Below are 17,296 nucleotides of genomic sequence, written 5' to 3'. Positions count from 1 at the left end.
ACGGGCCGAGGTCAGTCCGTGAAACCGACCAGCCACTGATTGTCGTGGTCGAACAAGTAGGCCACCACGGTCCTATGCTTTTGGATCTGGGCCGCCTGCTTGGCGGCGCCGCGATAGTCTGCGAACACCTTGGCCAGGTCCGGGTTGGCACCATACCGATAGACCGTGACCCCGCGTTGGGACTCCATGGCATCGGCCAGGAATTCGTCGCTATCGGGCAGGTGCACGACGTAGCCCACGAACTTCGCGGACGCCGCAAAACCCATACTTTCGCGCATGGCCTCGGGGCTCGGTACCGCGCCAATGGCAGCCTCCACACGTTCTGTCTGACTGCCGCGCCGCTTGGCCTCACCCATGGTGAGTACCTCCGGACGGGCCGTCGAGCGGGAGGTAGCGCCCATCGGACGATTGGCTGCCGACGACGCCTTCGCTGCCAATCATGTCCTGCCACGCAAGGATGGAATCGGCCACCGCATCGGAGTCGCCCTTGAATGCGACGACCGACTCCCCGCACGTCGGGCACGGCCCGCCAAAGGCCGCATCGATACCGGCCAGGCCGCGCGTGCCCAGCGCCTCAAACTCGGCAAACGCCGTTTTGCAGCTGCCGCACACCAGCGTCTCCGGGCGCAGCGCCGCCAGTTTGGCGTGCGCTTGCGCCACCCGTTGTTCTTTGGTCCCGCGTTGTTTTGCTTGTCCCACCATTTCTCCCTTGTTGATACGGCCTGAGCCGGCAAAGTCAGAGCGCGGTCAGCGGGCCGCTATTCTTCAGGCATCCAGTAAAACTCACCCGCATCCACGTCTTCCAAGATACGCGGCTCCGGCGCTCCCTTCTGCTCGACCGAGACAATCGTGCCGTGTCCGTACATGCGTTGGCCGACCTTTGGAAACTCCACGATCGCGATCACGGGTACCGCGAACGATGTTTCTTGGTTGTAGGCGTAGGCGTCCCCTGAAACCTCAATCCTCAGAATATCCGGCACTTGATCTTCGGCGCAATGGCAGCGGCTTGAGGTCGCTCTCTTGACATCCGGGTAACCGACCAATCGCTGGATGGCGTGGATTCGGGAATTGGACGTGTCCTCGAAAACAAGTTCAGCCGCGTTGTGCATGCCGCCGATGGTGGTCAGCCAAAATGGCGTAATGCCGCTGGGTCGAAGCGCCAAGGAAACGTCTCGCCACTGCGCTTCAGTCACGGCAAGTCCGAGGTCCTCCGCGCGTGCGAGTCCCGCCGCATCGTCGAACAGGACATAGTGGGGCTTGCCATTCAGGGTGTCGAGATCCGTCGCGCGAAGCGACGCGTACGTTCGGTGGCCGAGGCAGGCAGCGAGGAGCTGATGCACTTGGCCGAGTTTGATTTTGGGAGCTTGCTTGACAAGGAGGGCGTGCGCGATGCCGCTCCAGCGGGAGAACTGGTCCATGGTTGTCTCTCAGAGCACAGCGAACGTTGAGCGTTTAGCGTCCGCCGCCTTTGACAATCATGCGACGCGGAAGGAAGAGATGAATTCGTGCCAGTTTAAGCCGCTCAAAACTTGGGCTGGGAGCCCAGGCGGCGATGCGCGCCCGTGATGATTCTGCCATTGGTCCGAACCAAACGCAAACGCAGTCACGAAGATGGCAACGATGGTCTGCCCTCGGGCGGATCTAAACGACTACTGCTCGATATAGGTGCCGAGCACCAGCACCTGTCCCGCCTCGGAAATCTCGAAAACGACGTTGCGACAGTTGAATTCAAAGCCGGTCCCATCGACGCCGTGCAGGTAGGAAACAACTCCGCCGCCTGCGAAGTGCACCGTATGGGACACGGTGTCGTAGAGGCGGATGATGCTGTGTTTCACAACCTTCGAGAGATCGGCGATGGTGACTGCGCGGATAGCCGGCGTCCGCCCGTCGATGTCACCGTCGCGTGAGCAGTGAACCGTGGCGACGCCTGGCAACGTGACCATGAAGCTACCGTCGGGGTAGTCCATCCGCTGCCCACCTTGGCAGTCGACAGCGGCGCGGGAATGTGGCGAAGGTGGGTCGGATCGGTCAGGCATGGAGGTCTCTCGAAAACAGGACGGAAATGCTGTTTATGCGATCAAGGCGCCCCGGAGATTCCGACAACGCTGAAGACCAGCAACGGCAGCAGCATCAACCCTCCGATTCCCATGAAGACATAGGCGATTGCACGCAATACACGTCGCTGTGCGGCCATAGAGCGCAGCGCCTCCTCATCCGTGGAGGCACCCGTATCAGTCATCCCCATGGAAGCGAGCAGGCTCGCGATCCCGAGTCCGAGCAGGACGATTGGGAGGTCGAAGTCAGCTGAGGAAATGCCTGTTTCCTGGCTGCGTCAAAGCATGGGGACCCCGCCGCCTGAGTACTGCTCCAGGACGCGCTTCGCACCACGTTCCAGCGCGTCTTGGCCGGCAGACAAGAGCTTGCGAGCTGTGCTCGCTAGACCCTCTTCTGCGCTATGCGCGACTTCGCCGACCTTCTGGGAGACTGTGTCCGCTACCTTGCCAGGCACCGCCGCCACACGGTCCCACGCCGCTTGCGCACGCTCGCCCAGCGTCAGCTCCGGCGCGAAGTGTGTGCGCCAGCGTAGATACCCCCATACTGAACTGAACTCGCGTCCGGTTTTCTCCAACGGCAGCGTGCCGTCCTTCAGATAGCGGTCCAAATCGATGCGATCCTGACCCATAACTGGTGGCGGTGGCGGCGCGACTTCACCCTTGCCGCCGTCAGAAACCGGCGCATAGCGCTCGATCGTTCCGCGCGGGTCCCGCTGGAGGTCCGCGCTCATCTTCTGCCACTCCGCCTTCCATCTGGCGTTCCACTCGGCATCTTTGCGCTTGAGGTCTTCCAGCCGGTTTTTTTCCCTCAGCTTCCAGACCCCTTCATTGGTGGCGCCCATTGGCTTGAACCACGCACGCGAGTCGTGCACGTAGTCGTCAAAGAACTTGACGATCCTCGGGTCCAACGGCGACGTGTCATTCCAATACTCTTTGACCTCTCGCCACTGTGCAACTTTGTCGCCCCATATGGCACGGTGGAGTCTGATCAACGCCTCAGCGGCCACACCTGACCTGCGGAATACCGCCGCCATCCAGCCATCTGAGTACAGGATGGAGTTTTCCATCTCCGACATCGTCTTGGCTTCTTCGCGCAATTCTTCGTTTGCGCCGCTCAGATCCTGTGCGCACTGAGCACTGTAATTCTGTGCTCGCCTGAAAAAGGGTTGGTTCTCAAAGGCATCGGGTCCGCTGCCCAGGCGCAGCCGACGCCAACGCAGGTACAAGCCGTATTGCACGTGTGCTGCGCCAGTAGTTCCTCCGCCCTTCTTTTTGATAAGCGGATTCACCGCATCAACGTACGCGTTGTAGTCCTTGATCAGTTGGGGCGAGATCTTGAGTGCATCCAGAACCCGAGGTGGAAGATCCGCTGACGGCTTCAACGGCACGCCGGCAGCAACGGCTTCCCGATACATCTTGGCAAGTGTCACTTGCGAGAGCTTGGTGCTGTCGTCGGGTGTTCCGTCGGCCCTGCAACCACGGCCTTGGTCCCCTGGCCGGTATGCCCCGCCCACATCCGTGTGGACGCCTGGATAGGCGATTTCGAGCAGATCCCTGGCGACCGCCTTGTCCAACGGGAACGAGCCACGTATTTCGTGTGAGGAAATCAAGTGGACCGTCCGATTGACATATTTCGGAATGCGTAGGAATTCCTCTTGGCCCCACCCGCCGTGGCCGGTGGAGAACATGGAGCTTTGGGCGAACCCCACGGACGCGACAGTATCCAAGATTCCGAGGAAATCGAAGCTCACCTCGACACCAGCCAGCGTCATACCTGGGTCGAACGCATCTTCCAGCCAGTTGCTGAACACCCGAGCTTCCGCCGCGCCGCGTGAGAATCCGAACACGTACAGGCGAATGCGCTGGAGCTTCGGCTTGCGGTCGGCGATGAGTGCCTTCAGCTTTTGCGAAAGGAACTCGCGCCGCCGTTGCAACTCCTGCTTGCGCGGAATGGCATTGGGAATGTTGTCCGCCGTGTCCAACGCGACGGCGAGCGTGCGCCCCGTCCCTGCGTCATTCAGTTGCTCCACTTCGTCTTTGATCTTCTGCGCCTCGTCGCGTGCGCCGGCTTCCGCGCGCTTATGTACAGGGAAGCTCAAATCGCCCGAGATTTTGCGAAGCACCTTCAGATCTTCGGTGCCCATCGCCCTACTCAGATCATCTCCGTAAAACAGCTGGTAAAGCGCATCGGTTAGTTTCAGCAATGCCCAATTGATGCGGGCTTCACCGCCCCAGCCCGCCATCAGCCCCGCCCGTGCGTCATAGCCGCGGCCGGTGTCGCCGATTTCTTTCTCGAACGGTGTCCCGATGCCGGGCACATAGAAGGCCACCTGATTTTTCTTCCGCTCAAAGATGTCGTACAGCCGCGCTACGTTACTGTGGGCGTGCTTGGGTGCGTCCCGATCCTTGTTGTTGTTGGTGCCATCGAAGAAGATCCCGATTCGCAATTCCTCGGTGCATTGCCCTGAGAAGGCCTCAATGTTGTTCGCCATGCACCGTCCCTTCTCGTCCAGCGTTAGGGCGAAGGGATTTGGCTGCAGTCGTTCGAGTTCGGCCATCTCATCGCTCCTGGCTGGATGACGCCATGCGCTCGGGATAGAACTTGGCGGCGCACGCCTTGTCCGCCATGCAAGCGTCTTCTGGATACTTCAGTCCGCCTGGAAATTTGGGATTGAGAGGCGTATAGCGCGAAGCAATGGCTCTTATCTTCTTGCCTGGGTAAAACGCTAGCCAAAGCGAACTTGGATCGCCGTCAGGATACGGCTCGACGGGGACCTGTGCCTTGTATGTCGCATCATGGTCCTTCCGGTAGAGCGTGTCGTCCTGCCATTCAACTTCTACTGTAAGACCTGGATGCCACTTGCGTGGCACACCGATTGCCCCTGCAACACCAAAACCCCCTGCATGGCGCTTCTCACTTCCTACCCAAACGCCGTTTACATAAACGATGTCGAGTCCCTCATCCATGTAGTTGAGCACTCGGACCTCAAGGCCGAGGTCTTCATCTTGCTGGGCAGCATTCGCCTGCTCCGCAGGCTTGCAGCCGGCGCTGAGCGTGGCCAACACCACCAACACGAGTGCCATCCATGTTCGAATTTTCATGACTGTTCCGTCGTTTCTTGCGACTGCAGCAAACCAGCTTCACTCAATGCACCGGCGACTACTCGAAAAACCACTGCGTCATGCGCGCCCGCGTTGAACTCGGGGCTATCCAGCGCCATCCGAATGCAGCTATGCGCCTGAGATGGTGTACCTGTTAGTTCTCCCCACCAATGCACGTTCGTCTGAATGAGTCTCAGCAGGCCATCCGGGCGAGCCAGCGCATCAAGACGATCCATCTGCTCCCGACTGAAGACATAGGGTTCGTCAGTCCGGTCGGCTGAAGCATCGTCAGGGTGACCGACAGCCTGCAACCTGCCATCGCGTCGGAAGTACCACCACCGCAACCCATTCAGGAAGCGCTCACGCTGCGCGTCATCAAACACCTGCAGCAGCGCATCCAACGAGCGGGTATCCGCGAAGCGGATCAGGAACGCCTTCCCCTCATGGTCCACAGCTTCCATCTGGTCCTGGAGGTGCGCGACTGGATCAAGAGCCGACGCGATGCGATGCAAGAAGCTCAGCATCGGCTTGCCCGAAGTCTCATTCAGAACGAACTCAAGGAACGTACGCCGTTCGGATTCTTCAACCGGTATGCGGACCACGGAGGGGGCGATTTCTGCCAAGCCGGGCCCGTCATAGCGCCCCTCGTAGAGTGACTGCGGATGCAAGCCCGGAAACCGCGAGCGTAGCCGCTGCGCGAAACCGGTATCGAACGCGTTGTCGACCAAGGCATACACGTTCGCCTCCGGCAATGCGCCAAAAAGTTGTGCCAGAGCGCTATCCGGGAAATCGTTCACCCAAGCAGGTTCATCCGAGCGTCTGCGTTGAATCTGGAAACGGGTTGCCATGGTGCCAATGACCTCGATGTCTGCTAAATCAGCCGTTCCTGCTACCGAGCGAATGACCGCCAGCCATTGCGCGCAACATGCATTCGACACAGATGCTCTGTGGAAACGCCGGCAACGGATACGACTGGTTCACCGGCCCATCAAAGGTGCGCTGCGCGGCCTTGTAGGTAATCGGCCCGGAGCACTCGACGGTGATGTTGCCGTCCTCCAGCGTAATGGCTGCACCGGCCGCCGTCGCCAGGCGAATCCGCTTGGCCGCCGCAAAATCCACGTTCATGTTGGCCGACACTAATTTCAGGTCATCCTTGGCCATGAGCTTCAGCGTGTCGTGCTGCGCCTGAACGTCGATGTTGCCCTGGCCGGCGGTCAGTTGCAGGCCGATGTTGTTGTCACCCGCCTTGGACAGGCCCGCCGCCACGCCGATCGCTTGCCCAGCGTGCATGCGCGCCTGTTTGCCGACGGCGATGTTGGTGTCCTGGCCGCTGCCCAGGGCGATGCTCTCGCCGTTGGCCAACTGCAGATCCTGACCGGCCACCATGACCAACCCGGCGCGGCCGTTCGCATGCACCATCGCCTCGCCCTGGTGTGGCACCTTGCCCGGCGTGCTGGTGTTGCCGGCGCTGGCATCCTGCTTCGCCGCATCGAGCGCCTTGCCGTCCACCATGCCGGCGGCGGCCTTCTCCTGCTTGGCCAGCGGCGCATTCTCGTCCTTCGCCGACGACAGGCCAGCGGTCTGATGGGTGACGGCCCCTTGGCCCAGCGATTGGGTGAGCGCCTTGGCCTGCTTGATGAGGGCAATGCCGGCGGCGTTGTCGCCTGTGGGCACAGCTTTGCCGCTGGCGGCGTCGCGGTAGGTGGTCAGCAGCAGTCCGGCCTGGCCGCGCACGGCGGCGTGGCCGTCGGTGCGCAGCTCGAAGCCCTGACCACGGAAGCTGCCGCGCCGGTTGTCCTGTTGGTGAACGAGGTGGCCAAGGTTGATCTGGCTGTGTAGCTGCGTGGTGGCAAGCTGCGTGCGCAACTGACCATCGCTGTCATCGAAGACGAGCTGGTTGTAGCCGCTGCCGCCGTGTTCGGCGCTCTTGAAGCCGGTGTGCGCAGCAGCGTTGCGGTGTCCGTCCGCGTCGGTGCCCATGCCGTGCCAGGCGGGGCTGTGGCCGCCCGCCACGTTACCCTGGGCGCTCGGGGCCGTATCGCTGCCTTGTTTGTAGAGTGCGGCCGTGTCCATTTGAGCTGCGGTTTGGCCGCCGGGCGTCGGCGCAACGCCGGCCTCGCCCTGACCGTTGTAGAGGGCACCAATGACGACCGGCTGGTCGACATCGTCTTCGCTGAACTTGACGAGCACTTCCTGCCCAATGCGCGGCAGCCATTGCCAGCCCATGCCGGAACCGGCCTGCCGCTGCGCGACGCGTACCCAGCGGCTGCTTCGGTCATCTGCACGCTCGCCTTGTTGCCAGGGAAAGCGCACGCGGATTTCACCTGCGGGGCTGGCATGGTGCTCGCCGTCTCCGCCGGCTTGGGTCTGGCCGTCCGGGCCGACCACGATGGCGCTGTGTACGCCTTGCGCGGTGGGCGCCGCGTAGAGACGGCCGCAATCGGGTTCAGTCACGGCCGGGCGCCAGGGCCGGCGTGCGTCGCCGGCGCGGAAGACGCCAGCGTAACCGTGCGCGCGTGCTGCTTTGAGCAGATCGCCAGTCGGCGTGCTGCGTTCGACGGGGCCTTCTGCTTCTTGGAAACCAAAAACGCCCGGGCCGGATTCCGGCGCGCTGGGCGGCGTATCGAATGCCAGCGCGGCATCGAGCCCGCCCAAACGCTGGCTGAGCGCGTTGTGCGTATCGACGGTCAGGTTGTTGATGCCGCAGTGCTCGACCAGATCCATCAACAGCGGATAGGCGCCTTCCACGTCTTGCGGCAGGTGCGGGCAATCCACCACCTGCAGACGCGTACCGCTGCGCAGCGTGCGCACCGTGCCTCGCCCCGAGAACAGCAGTGCGCGCGCCTCCAGGCTTTCCATGACCTGCTCGGCAATGCGCTGGGCATTGGCGGAATCCGGCGCCAGCGACGGGCTGATGGACAGATACGCGTCGGGGCTGCCGGCGCTGGTGGCAAAGCGCGCGGGCGCATGGGCACGCACGCTGTGCTTGCCTTCCGGGTCCCACGCGGCCACGGCAACGCCGCCGGCAGTTGTGCGGGTGTGGCAGGCCAGTTGCTGGATGGCGTCGCGCTCTTCCAGGCTGTGCGCGCGGTGGAAGCGGATGCCGCCGGCCGCAGCCGACTCCGTGTCTTCCGGCAGCTGCGTGCTGTCGGCAAAGATCACCAGCGTGTGGCCGCCGTGCGCCTGGTCGTCTTCCACCGTGGTGAAGCCGAGCCCCGCCTCGGCGAGAAGGCGTGTGACGAAGTGGTAGTCCGTCTCGCGAAACTGCGCGATGTGCGCGCGTGTACCGAAATCGCTCATGCGTGCTTCGGCACCGGCCGCGTAGCGCCACGAGGCGTACGGCTCGTACGGCGACAGCATCTGCTCAATGATGTCAGCGAGCGGCCGATTCTGGAACACCTGGCTGTGGCGCTGCTGCGTGGTCAGCCAGAACCATGGCACCACCGTCAGGCGATAGCGCGTGAGGCTGCCGTCCGCGCCGAGCTTCTCAGCCAGGCGGATCAGGCCCGTGCGCTTGGTCTGCGTACCATCGGCCAGCGTCGTGACCAGCGTGACCCGCTGGCCCAGCAATGATTTGAGCGCGATGCGCGCATTGGCGCTGACGGCCACCACGCGCCATTCGAACAGTTCGGACAGTGCCTCGCGACCGAGCCAGGCTTCCACCGCCAGATCCGCAAGCGGCCCGTCGCCTTCCAGCGTGTACAGGCGGCGTGTGGGGGCGAAGAGGTTCTGAAGAAGGGTTGTGACTTCCATGCGGCGATCTGCCCGTTACAGGTGCAATGTCCAACCATCCACCGGCGGCTGCACGCGCGCAGGATCTGGGCGGGGGGATTTGTTTTCGAGAAGTTCGGTAATGGCATCGAACGCTGCTAGGCGCGCAGCCTCATCAGAGGCATAGCCCGTTTCTGCCCGACAGATTTCGGTTTGCCGGATGGGGCGAATTTCGTAACGCCATCCGTTCTCCTGCCGCCACACCGTGGTCACATAGCCATCGGCCGGAAGCGACATGGGGCCATCGAAACTGCCGCCGCGCTTCCATGCGCGGGTCAGCCATAAGAGGCGCTTGGTCGCCCGGCTGCGCGGCGGCGGCTTCGGCTCGCTCTGTTGCGGTTTCACCCGCAACTCGCGGGAACAGTCTTCGTCGACGCGCAGCACGCCGTGGTAGTTGTGATGACGTAATACGTGCACCGGCCCCGTGAACACGCCACGGCATCGGTCACACGTGCCGACACCGGCGTCGCCCTCGTCGGCAGCGACGCGAATCCACCCATCGCGCGGCAAGCCGGCCTTGATCCATCGGCCTTGCTCCCAGACAGTGGGCGGTCGGGTTCCGCGGGCTTTGCGGGGTGACCTGATTGACCTCATCGACGACCAGCACGGGTTGACCAAAACCCGGGATGGTAGAGCGGCTGTGGCCCGTTATCGCTGAAAAATATCGAAATCAGACTTAAAAAGAACTGTCCACCAGACCCGATGCTGGCATTGCTTGCATGCGCGCTGACACGGTTTTCAGCCCGAGGCGGGGCCGATATCGCACCGGTCAGCCCTTATGATGCGTAGCCTGGCGTGACGAGACTCAAGACGCAAACATTCTCGGCGGTTGAGACGATGCAGCAGATCCATGACACGGCCTACCCAATGCTGCCGGCCGAACTGGGGGAAACGGGACTGGCCACGGTGTTCACCCCGAGCCCGGCCGAAATCCGCTTTGTTGCCGACCAGTATCGGCAAGCGCCCACGCGCGCGCTGATCCTCGTCCAGCTCAAGCTGTACCAGCGGCTGGGCTACTGCCCGCCAGTTTCGGGCGTTCCGACGGCCATCGTGCATCACGTGTGTTCGGTGCTGCGCATCCGCCCACTGCTGCGCAGCGTGCTGGCACGATACGACCGTTCAGGAAGCAAATCCCGCCACCAAAAGCTCCTGCGCGACTTTATCGGCATTCGCACCACGGACGCGCAGACACACGCGTGGCTTGCCGATGTGGCCGCGCACGCGGCGCGCATCAAAACGGAACTGCCTGACATCATCAACGTCCTGATCGAGGAGCTGATCCGGCACCGCTATGAATTGCCGCCGCTGGCCGCGCTGACCAGGATCGCTGCCCACGCCCGCAGTCAGGTCAACGAAACCATCTACCGCACGATCGTCGAGGCGCTGGGGCCCGACCTGATCGTCAGAATCGATGCGCTCTTCGACAACCGTGGCGGGCGCACCGGCTGGGATCAGGTCAAACGGGAACCCAAGCGGCCCGCGCCACGGGAGATCGCCGGGTTCCTCAAGCACATCGAGGCGCTGCGTGTCTTGGCTGATGGCATGCCGGTGGCACCGGAGATCCTCACCGCGCCAAAGTGCACGCAGTTGGTCACGGAAGCGCGCGCCCTGGATGTCCAGGAAATGCGGTCGCTCAAGCCCACCAAGCGCTATGCGTTGGCTGTCCTGTTCATCCTTGCGCAGTTGCAAAAAGCACTGGACGACGTGGCCGAGATCTTCATCAAGACGGTGCGCAACCTGGAACATACGGCCGAATTGCGCCTGCAGCAGTACCAATTAGCGCACGCGGACCAGCTTGAGGCCCTGGTCGGTCAGTTTCGAGACGTGCTCGGTGTGCTGCAGGACGACACGCTGCCGGCGGAAGCCCGTGTCGCGAAGATGCGCGCGGCGCTGGGCGGCGATCCCGATGGGGTACTGACCCGCTGCAATGAACACATCGCCTACGCGGGAAACCATACGTTTCCCTTCATGCTGCGTCCGTATCGGAACCTGCGGGCGCTGCTGTTCCAGTGCCTCGATCTGCTATCGCTCAGGGCCAGCTCGCAAGACGATGCGCTCCTGCGAGCGCTGGACTGGATGCGCAGCTACAGGACCTCGCACCGCGAATACCTGATGCTCAGCGACCGTGACGCGGCCAACCTACCGCTGGGCTGGATACCGGACAAGTGGGAGAAGCCGATTTTCCCGAATGGCAAGAGCGGCCGGCTGATGCACCGCAAGTACTTCGAGCTGTGCGTATTCAGCCAAATCATGCGGGAGTTGAAATCGGGTGACATCTATGTGGAGAACAGTGACCAGTACGACGATCCACGTGTGCACCAGGTGTCGTGGGAGGAGTTCCGGGCGGAACTACCGCGCTACAGCGAGCTGGTCAATTTCCCGGTCGACGGCAAGGCATTCGTCCAGGCGTTGAAAGAAGAATTGGGTACGCTCGCTGACGCGGTGGACTCTGAGTTCCCTGCCAACGACCATGTGGAGATCAGCGAACAGGGGCTCATCCTGCATCGGCTGGAGAAAGATCCCGATCCGCCCAACAAGCTGCTGATCGATCAGGCCATCACCGCGTCGATGCCACCGGTGAGCATTCTGGACATCCTGATCGAGACCGAGCGGTGGCTCGACTTGCACAAGCTGTTCGGTCCGCTGTCGGGGTTCGAAGCCAAGATCGACGATCCGCGCAAGCGGTTCATCACAACGCTGTTCTGTTATGGCTGCAATCTCGGACCGAGCCAGACCGCGCGCTCGGTGAAGAACCTGAGCCGCAAGCAGGTCGCCTGGCTGAATCTGCGACACGTCACCGAGGAGCGCCTGGACAAAGCCATCGTGCAGGTCATCAATGCCTACAACCGGTTCGCTTTGCCGAAGTTCTGGGGTTCCGGCAAGCGGGTGTCGGCCGACGGCACGAAGTGGAACCTCTACGAGCAGAACCTGCTGTCGGAATATCACATCCGGTACGGTGGCTATGGCGGCATCGGTTACTACCATGTCTCCGACATGTACATCGCGCTGTTCAGCCACTTCATTCCCTGCGGCGTGCACGAGGCCGTCTACATCCTGGATGGGTTGCTCAAGAATGCCTCCAGCGTGCAGCCCGACACCGTCCATGGCGACACGCAGGCGCAGAGCGGGCCGGTGTTCGGCTTGGCACATCTACTGGGGATCAACCTGATGCCGCGCATCCGAAACATCAAGGATCTGGTGTTCTACAAGGCCGACCGGCGCCGGCGCTACAAAAACATCGATTCGCTGTTCCGGGGCACCATCGACTGGGCACTGATCGAGCGGCATTTCCCGGACATGCTGCGCGTGGCCATCTCGATTAAGGTCGGCCGTATGACGCCGTCGACGATCCTCCGGCGCCTCGGCTCCGAGAGCCGCAAGAACAAGCTGTACTTCGCTTTCCGAGAGTTGGGCCGCGTCATCCGTACGATGTTCCTGCTGAAGTACATCAGCAACCCCGACATGCGACGGGCCATCCATGCGGCCACCAACAAGAGCGAGCAGTTCAACGACTACGCGCAGTGGCTGATGTTCGGGGGAGAGGGCGTCATCGCCGAGAACATCCGGCACGAGCAGCGCAAGGTCATCAAGTACAACCAACTCGTGGCCAACATGGTCATCCTGTACAACGTGCAGTGGATGTCGCGCAAGCTCAAGGAGCTTCAGGAGAAGGGGTTGCCGATCGACGCCGAAGTGCTGAAGGTGCTGTCGCCTTACCGGAAGGACCACATCAACCGGTTCGGCGATTACTTGATGGACCTGCACAAGAAGGTGCCGCCGCTTGATCCGACGATCGATTTCTCTTTCAAATCAGCCGCTTAGACTCATTCTGGCGGAAATTTTACGAATCCCGGCCGACCCTCGGTCTGCACCTGCACGGCAAGATCGCCGGAGGCAATTCGGCTGGCAATGCTTGCGGCATAGGCCGGCTCTCCGCCCAACTGGCGCTGGAGGCTGCGCGTCACGGTAACCACCACGAACGTCATGAGCAGGCCGACGCCGAACAGCAGCCCAAGCGCCTTGAACAGCGACGCGCGGAACGCGGTGTCGATATCGTCCATGTACGTGCCCGTGACAAGGCACCAGTCCCACGGCTGGTAGTACAGCACATAGCTCTTCTTCGGCTGCGGCTCCTCGGCGCCGGGCTTGGACCACAGATAATCGACAAAGCCGCCGCCGTTCTTGGCCACGCGGGAGATTTCCTGAAACAGGTGGTTGCCCGACGGATCGGTAAAGCCCGACATGTCCTTGCCGACCATCTCGGGCTTGATCGGGTGCATCAGCATCACGGAATTGGTCAGGTTGATGCTGAAATACCCATCCTTGCCGTAACGCATCGCCTTGATGCGCGCCATCGCCTGGGTGCGCGCGTCGTCGGCGCTCAGCTTGCCTTCCTGGGCCAGTTGGCCGTATTCCTTGATGACGCCAAACGCGGCCTCGCTGACGTTCTGGAGATCCCGCTGGCGCTCTTCCAGACGCACTGTGCGCGTTTCCCACGCGCTCCAGACCGTGATGACCAGCAGGCACAGCCAGCTCAGAACGAGCGGCAGCCACAGCTTCTGCCGAAGCGTGAGTCGATTCATCTTCCTTCCCTCCACCGTTTCTTTTTTATCCGCGTGATGCGTGCGGCGCTCCCCCGGGCGCGATCGCACGCGCCCTGCATGAGCTATCGGGCAAGGAAGCAGAAAACTTGAGGGCGGCGACCCTCCTGGCCAGGTCGCGCCCGTGCCGGACCACCGTTCAGCGCAGGGCGTGCGGATTGATGCTGGGCAGCGCCGCATCGGCGCCGGATGCAGCCACCGGCTGGAGGACCGCAGGCGCCGCTGCCGCGTGATCGTCCTCGATGGGCGACCACGTTTCCCACAAGCCTTGCCGGCGCCAGGCTTCGGGTGTCACGGCCGGCTCGCTCGCGCGCGGCCCCGGCTCAGCCGCCGCCTGGACGGCGATCTCGACATGCGAGCCCGCCATGCGCGCCGCGCGCCCGCCGGCGTCGCGCCACGCTACGCCGTGCGCGCGCACATGGCGATAGCCGCCGTCCTTGTGGCGCATGCGGAACTCCGCGACGTAGGCAGCGGTATTGCCGTCCACATGCGCCTGGATGCGGTTGAGCACCATCGGCAGGTCGTCGGGATGCACGAGGCGCAGGTATTCGCTGGTGCTCGGGCCGATTTCCTTGAGCGTATAACCGAGCATGTCGGCAAACCGCGCGGAAAACTGCGCCGACCGGGTCACGAGGTCGAATTCCCACAGGCCGACCTCGACGCCATCCAGCAGCAGTTGATGGCGCGCCGCCAGTTCGGCTTCGCGCTGGCGGTAGCTCTGCTCCAGGTCATTGAGCGCCTGCATGGCTTCCTTGCGCAGGCGCATGTCGCGCGCGGCCGACGCGGCGGCAACGTCGGCGGCGGCGCGGTCGCGATAGCCGAGCAGGAGCGCCGCCAGCACCGAGGCCACGGCGCCCACGGCAAGCGCCACCCGCAGCCACGCGGGCGCGGCATCCCGGGCCGCCGAAAACGTCCCTGACAGCGATGCCATGCAGGCGGCGTTCACCGTCAAGGCCGCCCCGAACAGCGCACACACGAATACGCTCACGGCAGGGCGGCGCACCGGTGCACCAGCGGCGCCGGGCCGGGGCGACAGCGCAAGCTGCAGCGCCGCCGCACAGGCCACGGCCGACAGCACCATGACGATGCCCAGCAGGCCGGCGTCAGCCCACGCCATCGCAGCAAAGTGCGCCGTGCCCGCGACGAGCAGTACCGCCACCGGCCCGCTCAGGCTGAGCAATGCGCCCAGCAGGACGGCGCGCACGCTAGTGGCACGGCCGCCCAGCACACACCACAGCGCGGCGACGGCCAGGCTCCAGCCGAAGGAGGCCACCGTCATCAACACGACGAGGTTCTCGTCATGCGGCGGCCAGTGCATCAGCAGCGCAAGCAGCGGCACCGTCCAGAGCCCCACCGCGGCAAACAGCGCTGTCATGACGAGCGGCAGGCGCGCATGCGAGGCGGTCGCGCGAGGCAGGCCGTCCAGCACGCGCAGCAGCAGGCTGCCGGCGCCGCACGCCACCAGCAGCGACAGCAAGGCGGGCGACAGCGCATCCGCGAGCACGCGGATCAGGTGCGTGACGAAAGCCTCATCCACGGCCGGACGTCTCCTGCTGCACGGTGTCGTTCAAGGGGCGCCCGGATCAGCCGCGGCTCTGGAAGCCGTCCGGGTTCATGCTCTGCCAGCGCCACGAGTCTTCGCACATGCGCTCGATGCCGTATTGCGCGCGCCAGCCCAGCAGCGACGCCGCCAGCGCCGGATCGGCGTAGCAGGCCGCAATGTCGCCCGGGCGGCGGTCGACGATCTGGTACGGAATCGGCCGGCCGCTGGCACGCTTGTAGGCCTCCACCACTTCGAGCACCGAATATCCGCGGCCGGTGCCCAGGTTGACGGTAAAGCCGCGGCCGTCGCGGCGCAGCGTATCGAGTGCAGACAGATGGCCACGCGCGAGGTCGACCACGTGAATGTAGTCGCGCACGCCGGTGCCGTCGGGCGTGGGCCAATCCCCGCCGTAGATGGACAGCTTCTCCCGCTTGCCGACCGCCACCTGGGCGACGTACGGCATCAGGTTGTTGGGGATACCGCGCGGGTCCTCGCCGATCAGTCCGCTGTGGTGCGCACCCACCGGGTTGAAGTAGCGCAGATAGGCGATCTGCCAGGCCGCGTTCGAAATTTCGAGATCGCGCAGCACCTGCTCGCCCATCACCTTCGTCTGGCCGTAGGGGTTGGTGGCCGACAGCGGAAACGACTCGGTGATCGGCACCGTATGCGGATTGCCATACACGGTCGCCGACGAGCTGAACACGAGTTGGCGTACATTCGCATGCGCCATCGCCGCGCACAGCGTCACCAGGCCGCCCATGTTGTTGTCGTAATAGGCCAGCGGCTTCTGCACCGACTCGCCCACCGACTTGAGCGCAGCAAAGTGGATCACCGCGGAGATGCGCGTGCTGGCAAACAGGTCGTCGAGCAGGCGGCGGTCGCGCACGTCGCCTTGCACGAACTTCGGCGTCTTGGCGGTGATCTGCTCGATGCGGGACAGCACGGTCGCGCTGCTGTTGCACAGGTTGTCCAACCCGATCACCTGATAACCGGCATCCAGCAGTTCAACCCAGGTGTGCGAGGCGATGTAACCGGTGGCGCCGGTCAGCAGAATGGTTTCTGTCATTGGGTTCGAGGTATCGAGGAGGAGCGTGGTAGCGTGCCGCGTTCACGCGCGGCATCGGGTTGTACAGCGCCGGCGTGGCAGCCGGCGCCCGAAACAGCGCGATCATAGCAAAGCGCCCTACCGCATTGCGGCGAACTTGAACCACGGCGCGACTACGCCGCCGCGTCGGGATGGGCGGCCGCCTGCCAGGCGGCGTAGGCGGCGCGCAGGCGCCAGGGTGAGGTCTGGTCGCGCAGGCCGAGGGCATACCCCACTTCAGCGGGGGTCGCGCCCGCGTCGAACAAGGCCGCTGCGTACCCGTTGCGCAGCGTCTGCGGAGACAGCCGTTCGCTGCGGTGCACCAATGCCGGCAGCGCAGCCAGCCACGCCTCCACGCGGCGGTAGACCGACGCGGCATGCATGGCGCGGCCGCTTGCATCGGCGACGAACACCCGTTCGCCCGGCACCTCGGCCTGACGGCGCACCGCCAGCCACGCCGCCAATGCCGGGCGCGCCGCTTCGAGCAATGGCGCCTGATACGCCGGACCACGCAAGCGCTCGATGGTGATGGTGGCCAAGGCCTCATCGACGTGGTGCAACAGCAGCGCCTGCACCTGCGCGACTTTCAGCCCCGCGCCATGGCAGACGGCCACCAGCGCACGGTCGCGTGCGAGCTTGAAGGCGCTGGCATTGGGCGCCGCCTCGCCCGCGCGCGGGCCCACCTCGAGCGACGCTTCGATCGCCGTGCGCTCGGCCTCGGAGAGAAACGTCGTCGGGTCGTTCTCGCCCTCCGCCAGCTTCTGCTGCACGGCTGAACTGGCGGGGTTGTGCGTGCCGGCGCGCAACTGGTCGATCTGATGGAACACGCGCTCGATCAGCCGCGCGTAGCGGTAGCGATGCAGCTTGGTCAGGCCCGATTCATCGAGGAAGGCGGCAATGTCGGCGGCGCTCCAGTCGGCCAGGGCGCGCTGGTGCGATTCGGTCCAGCGCAGCCACTTGCGCCACATGGCGCGATACACCGTGGCGGACGATTCACGATAGCCGCGCGCGGCGAGCCAATGCTCGAAAGCCTGCGCGGGCTGGTCGGTCCAGTCCTGCAGGCTGGGCTGGAACAGGTCGGGGACGGGCGTGGCGGGCGGGGTGAAAGCGGCGGACATGCGGCAAAAATGGAGCGCGTGCG

14 protein-coding genes are annotated in these 17,296 nt (G+C 63.7%); 1 reads left to right on the top strand and 13 read right to left on the bottom strand.

Annotated features, from left to right (window positions below):
* Positions 1 to 11: 11 nt before the first annotated feature.
* The 9 genes from A6M56_RS00420 to A6M56_RS00380 all read right to left on the bottom strand — a co-directional run bounded on the left by A6M56_RS00420 (position 12) and on the right by A6M56_RS00380 (position 9,437).
* Positions 12 to 356: a hypothetical protein gene (locus tag A6M56_RS00420; RefSeq protein ID WP_017514039.1), complete on the bottom strand. Its 345-nt coding sequence runs from the start codon at positions 354 to 356 to the stop codon at positions 12 to 14.
* Positions 349 to 699, bottom strand: a complete 351-nt coding sequence (locus tag A6M56_RS00415; protein ID WP_038316601.1) for a hypothetical protein — start codon at positions 697 to 699, stop codon at positions 349 to 351. Before A6M56_RS00415 ends, A6M56_RS00420 begins: the two co-directional genes overlap by 8 nt.
* Positions 700 to 758: 59 nt before the next feature.
* Entirely contained in the window at positions 759 to 1,418 is a 660-nt protein-coding gene (locus A6M56_RS00410) for a hypothetical protein (RefSeq protein WP_017514041.1), read from the bottom strand.
* Positions 1,419 to 1,649: 231 nt separating this feature from the next.
* Entirely contained in the window at positions 1,650 to 1,967 is a 318-nt protein-coding gene (locus tag A6M56_RS00405; protein ID WP_017514042.1) for a hypothetical protein, read from the bottom strand.
* 365 nt (positions 1,968 to 2,332) lie between these two features.
* Positions 2,333 to 4,612 carry a T6SS phospholipase effector Tle1-like catalytic domain-containing protein gene (locus A6M56_RS00400; RefSeq protein ID WP_039376341.1) on the bottom strand — a complete coding sequence of 760 codons (2,280 nt, stop codon included), beginning with the start codon at positions 4,610 to 4,612 and terminating at the stop codon, positions 2,333 to 2,335.
* 1 nt (position 4,613) lies between these two features.
* Positions 4,614 to 5,156 (bottom strand): DUF3304 domain-containing protein, encoded by a 543-nt coding sequence (locus A6M56_RS00395; RefSeq protein WP_017513003.1) that lies wholly within the window; start codon positions 5,154 to 5,156, stop codon positions 4,614 to 4,616.
* Complete coding sequence (locus tag A6M56_RS00390; RefSeq protein ID WP_017513002.1) at positions 5,153 to 6,004, bottom strand: DUF4123 domain-containing protein; 852 nt, start codon at positions 6,002 to 6,004, stop codon at positions 5,153 to 5,155. Before A6M56_RS00390 ends, A6M56_RS00395 begins: the two co-directional genes overlap by 4 nt.
* Before the next feature lie 28 nt (positions 6,005 to 6,032).
* The gene (locus tag A6M56_RS00385) at positions 6,033 to 8,909 is read right to left on the bottom strand and encodes a type VI secretion system Vgr family protein (protein ID WP_017513001.1); all 2,877 of its coding nucleotides are present in this window, start codon (positions 8,907 to 8,909) and stop codon (positions 6,033 to 6,035) included.
* 15 nt (positions 8,910 to 8,924) lie between these two features.
* A complete protein-coding gene (locus A6M56_RS00380; protein WP_017513000.1) occupies positions 8,925 to 9,437 on the bottom strand; it encodes a hypothetical protein in 513 nt (170 codons plus the stop codon).
* A gap of 327 nt (positions 9,438 to 9,764) precedes the next feature.
* Here A6M56_RS00380 and A6M56_RS00375 point away from each other — a divergent pair, with 327 nt between their 5' ends.
* Entirely contained in the window at positions 9,765 to 12,749 is a 2,985-nt protein-coding gene (locus A6M56_RS00375; RefSeq protein WP_286757654.1) for a Tn3 family transposase, read from the top strand.
* 2 nt (positions 12,750 to 12,751) lie between these two features.
* Here the strand turns inward: A6M56_RS00375 and A6M56_RS00370 are convergent, their stop codons facing one another.
* From A6M56_RS00370 to A6M56_RS00355, 4 genes are all read right to left on the bottom strand, one after another.
* Positions 12,752 to 13,510, bottom strand: a complete 759-nt coding sequence (locus tag A6M56_RS00370) for a cache domain-containing protein (protein ID WP_257983878.1) — start codon at positions 13,508 to 13,510, stop codon at positions 12,752 to 12,754.
* Positions 13,511 to 13,667: 157 nt separating this feature from the next.
* Complete coding sequence (locus A6M56_RS00365) at positions 13,668 to 15,065, bottom strand: PAS domain-containing protein (protein ID WP_102078947.1); 1,398 nt, start codon at positions 15,063 to 15,065, stop codon at positions 13,668 to 13,670.
* Positions 15,066 to 15,111: 46 nt separating this feature from the next.
* Positions 15,112 to 16,137 (bottom strand): UDP-glucose 4-epimerase GalE, encoded by a 1,026-nt coding sequence (galE, locus tag A6M56_RS00360; protein WP_045219995.1) that lies wholly within the window; start codon positions 16,135 to 16,137, stop codon positions 15,112 to 15,114.
* Positions 16,138 to 16,289: 152 nt separating this feature from the next.
* A complete protein-coding gene (locus A6M56_RS00355; protein WP_062739598.1) occupies positions 16,290 to 17,273 on the bottom strand; it encodes a tyrosine-type recombinase/integrase in 984 nt (327 codons plus the stop codon).
* Between the last annotated feature and the right edge of the window lie 23 nt (positions 17,274 to 17,296).

The organism is Ralstonia sp. RL (assembly GCF_001683835.1).
Classification (GTDB): Bacteria; Pseudomonadota; Gammaproteobacteria; order Burkholderiales; family Burkholderiaceae; genus Ralstonia; species Ralstonia mannitolilytica.
The sequence above is the reverse complement of the archived record's forward strand: the minus strand, read 5'-3'. Positions and strand labels throughout refer to the sequence as shown.

Coding starts and splice junctions, on each gene's coding strand:
- A6M56_RS00420 (WP_017514039.1), bottom strand. CDS start 356: ATGGGTGAGGCCAAGCGGCGCGGCAGTCAGACAGAACGTGTGGAGGCT.
- A6M56_RS00410 (WP_017514041.1), bottom strand. CDS start 1,418: ATGGACCAGTTCTCCCGCTGGAGCGGCATCGCGCACGCCCTCCTTGTC.
- A6M56_RS00405 (WP_017514042.1), bottom strand. CDS start 1,967: ATGGACTACCCCGACGGTAGCTTCATGGTCACGTTGCCAGGCGTCGCC.
- A6M56_RS00400 (WP_039376341.1), bottom strand. CDS start 4,612: ATGGCCGAACTCGAACGACTGCAGCCAAATCCCTTCGCCCTAACGCTG.
- A6M56_RS00395 (WP_017513003.1), bottom strand. CDS start 5,156: ATGAAAATTCGAACATGGATGGCACTCGTGTTGGTGGTGTTGGCCACG.
- A6M56_RS00390 (WP_017513002.1), bottom strand. CDS start 6,004: ATGGCAACCCGTTTCCAGATTCAACGCAGACGCTCGGATGAACCTGCT.
- A6M56_RS00385 (WP_017513001.1), bottom strand. CDS start 8,909: ATGGAAGTCACAACCCTTCTTCAGAACCTCTTCGCCCCCACACGCCGC.
- A6M56_RS00375 (WP_286757654.1), top strand. CDS start 9,765: ATGCAGCAGATCCATGACACGGCCTACCCAATGCTGCCGGCCGAACTG.
- A6M56_RS00370 (WP_257983878.1), bottom strand. CDS start 13,510: ATGAATCGACTCACGCTTCGGCAGAAGCTGTGGCTGCCGCTCGTTCTG.
- galE (WP_045219995.1), bottom strand. CDS start 16,137: ATGACAGAAACCATTCTGCTGACCGGCGCCACCGGTTACATCGCCTCG.
- A6M56_RS00355 (WP_062739598.1), bottom strand. CDS start 17,273: ATGTCCGCCGCTTTCACCCCGCCCGCCACGCCCGTCCCCGACCTGTTC.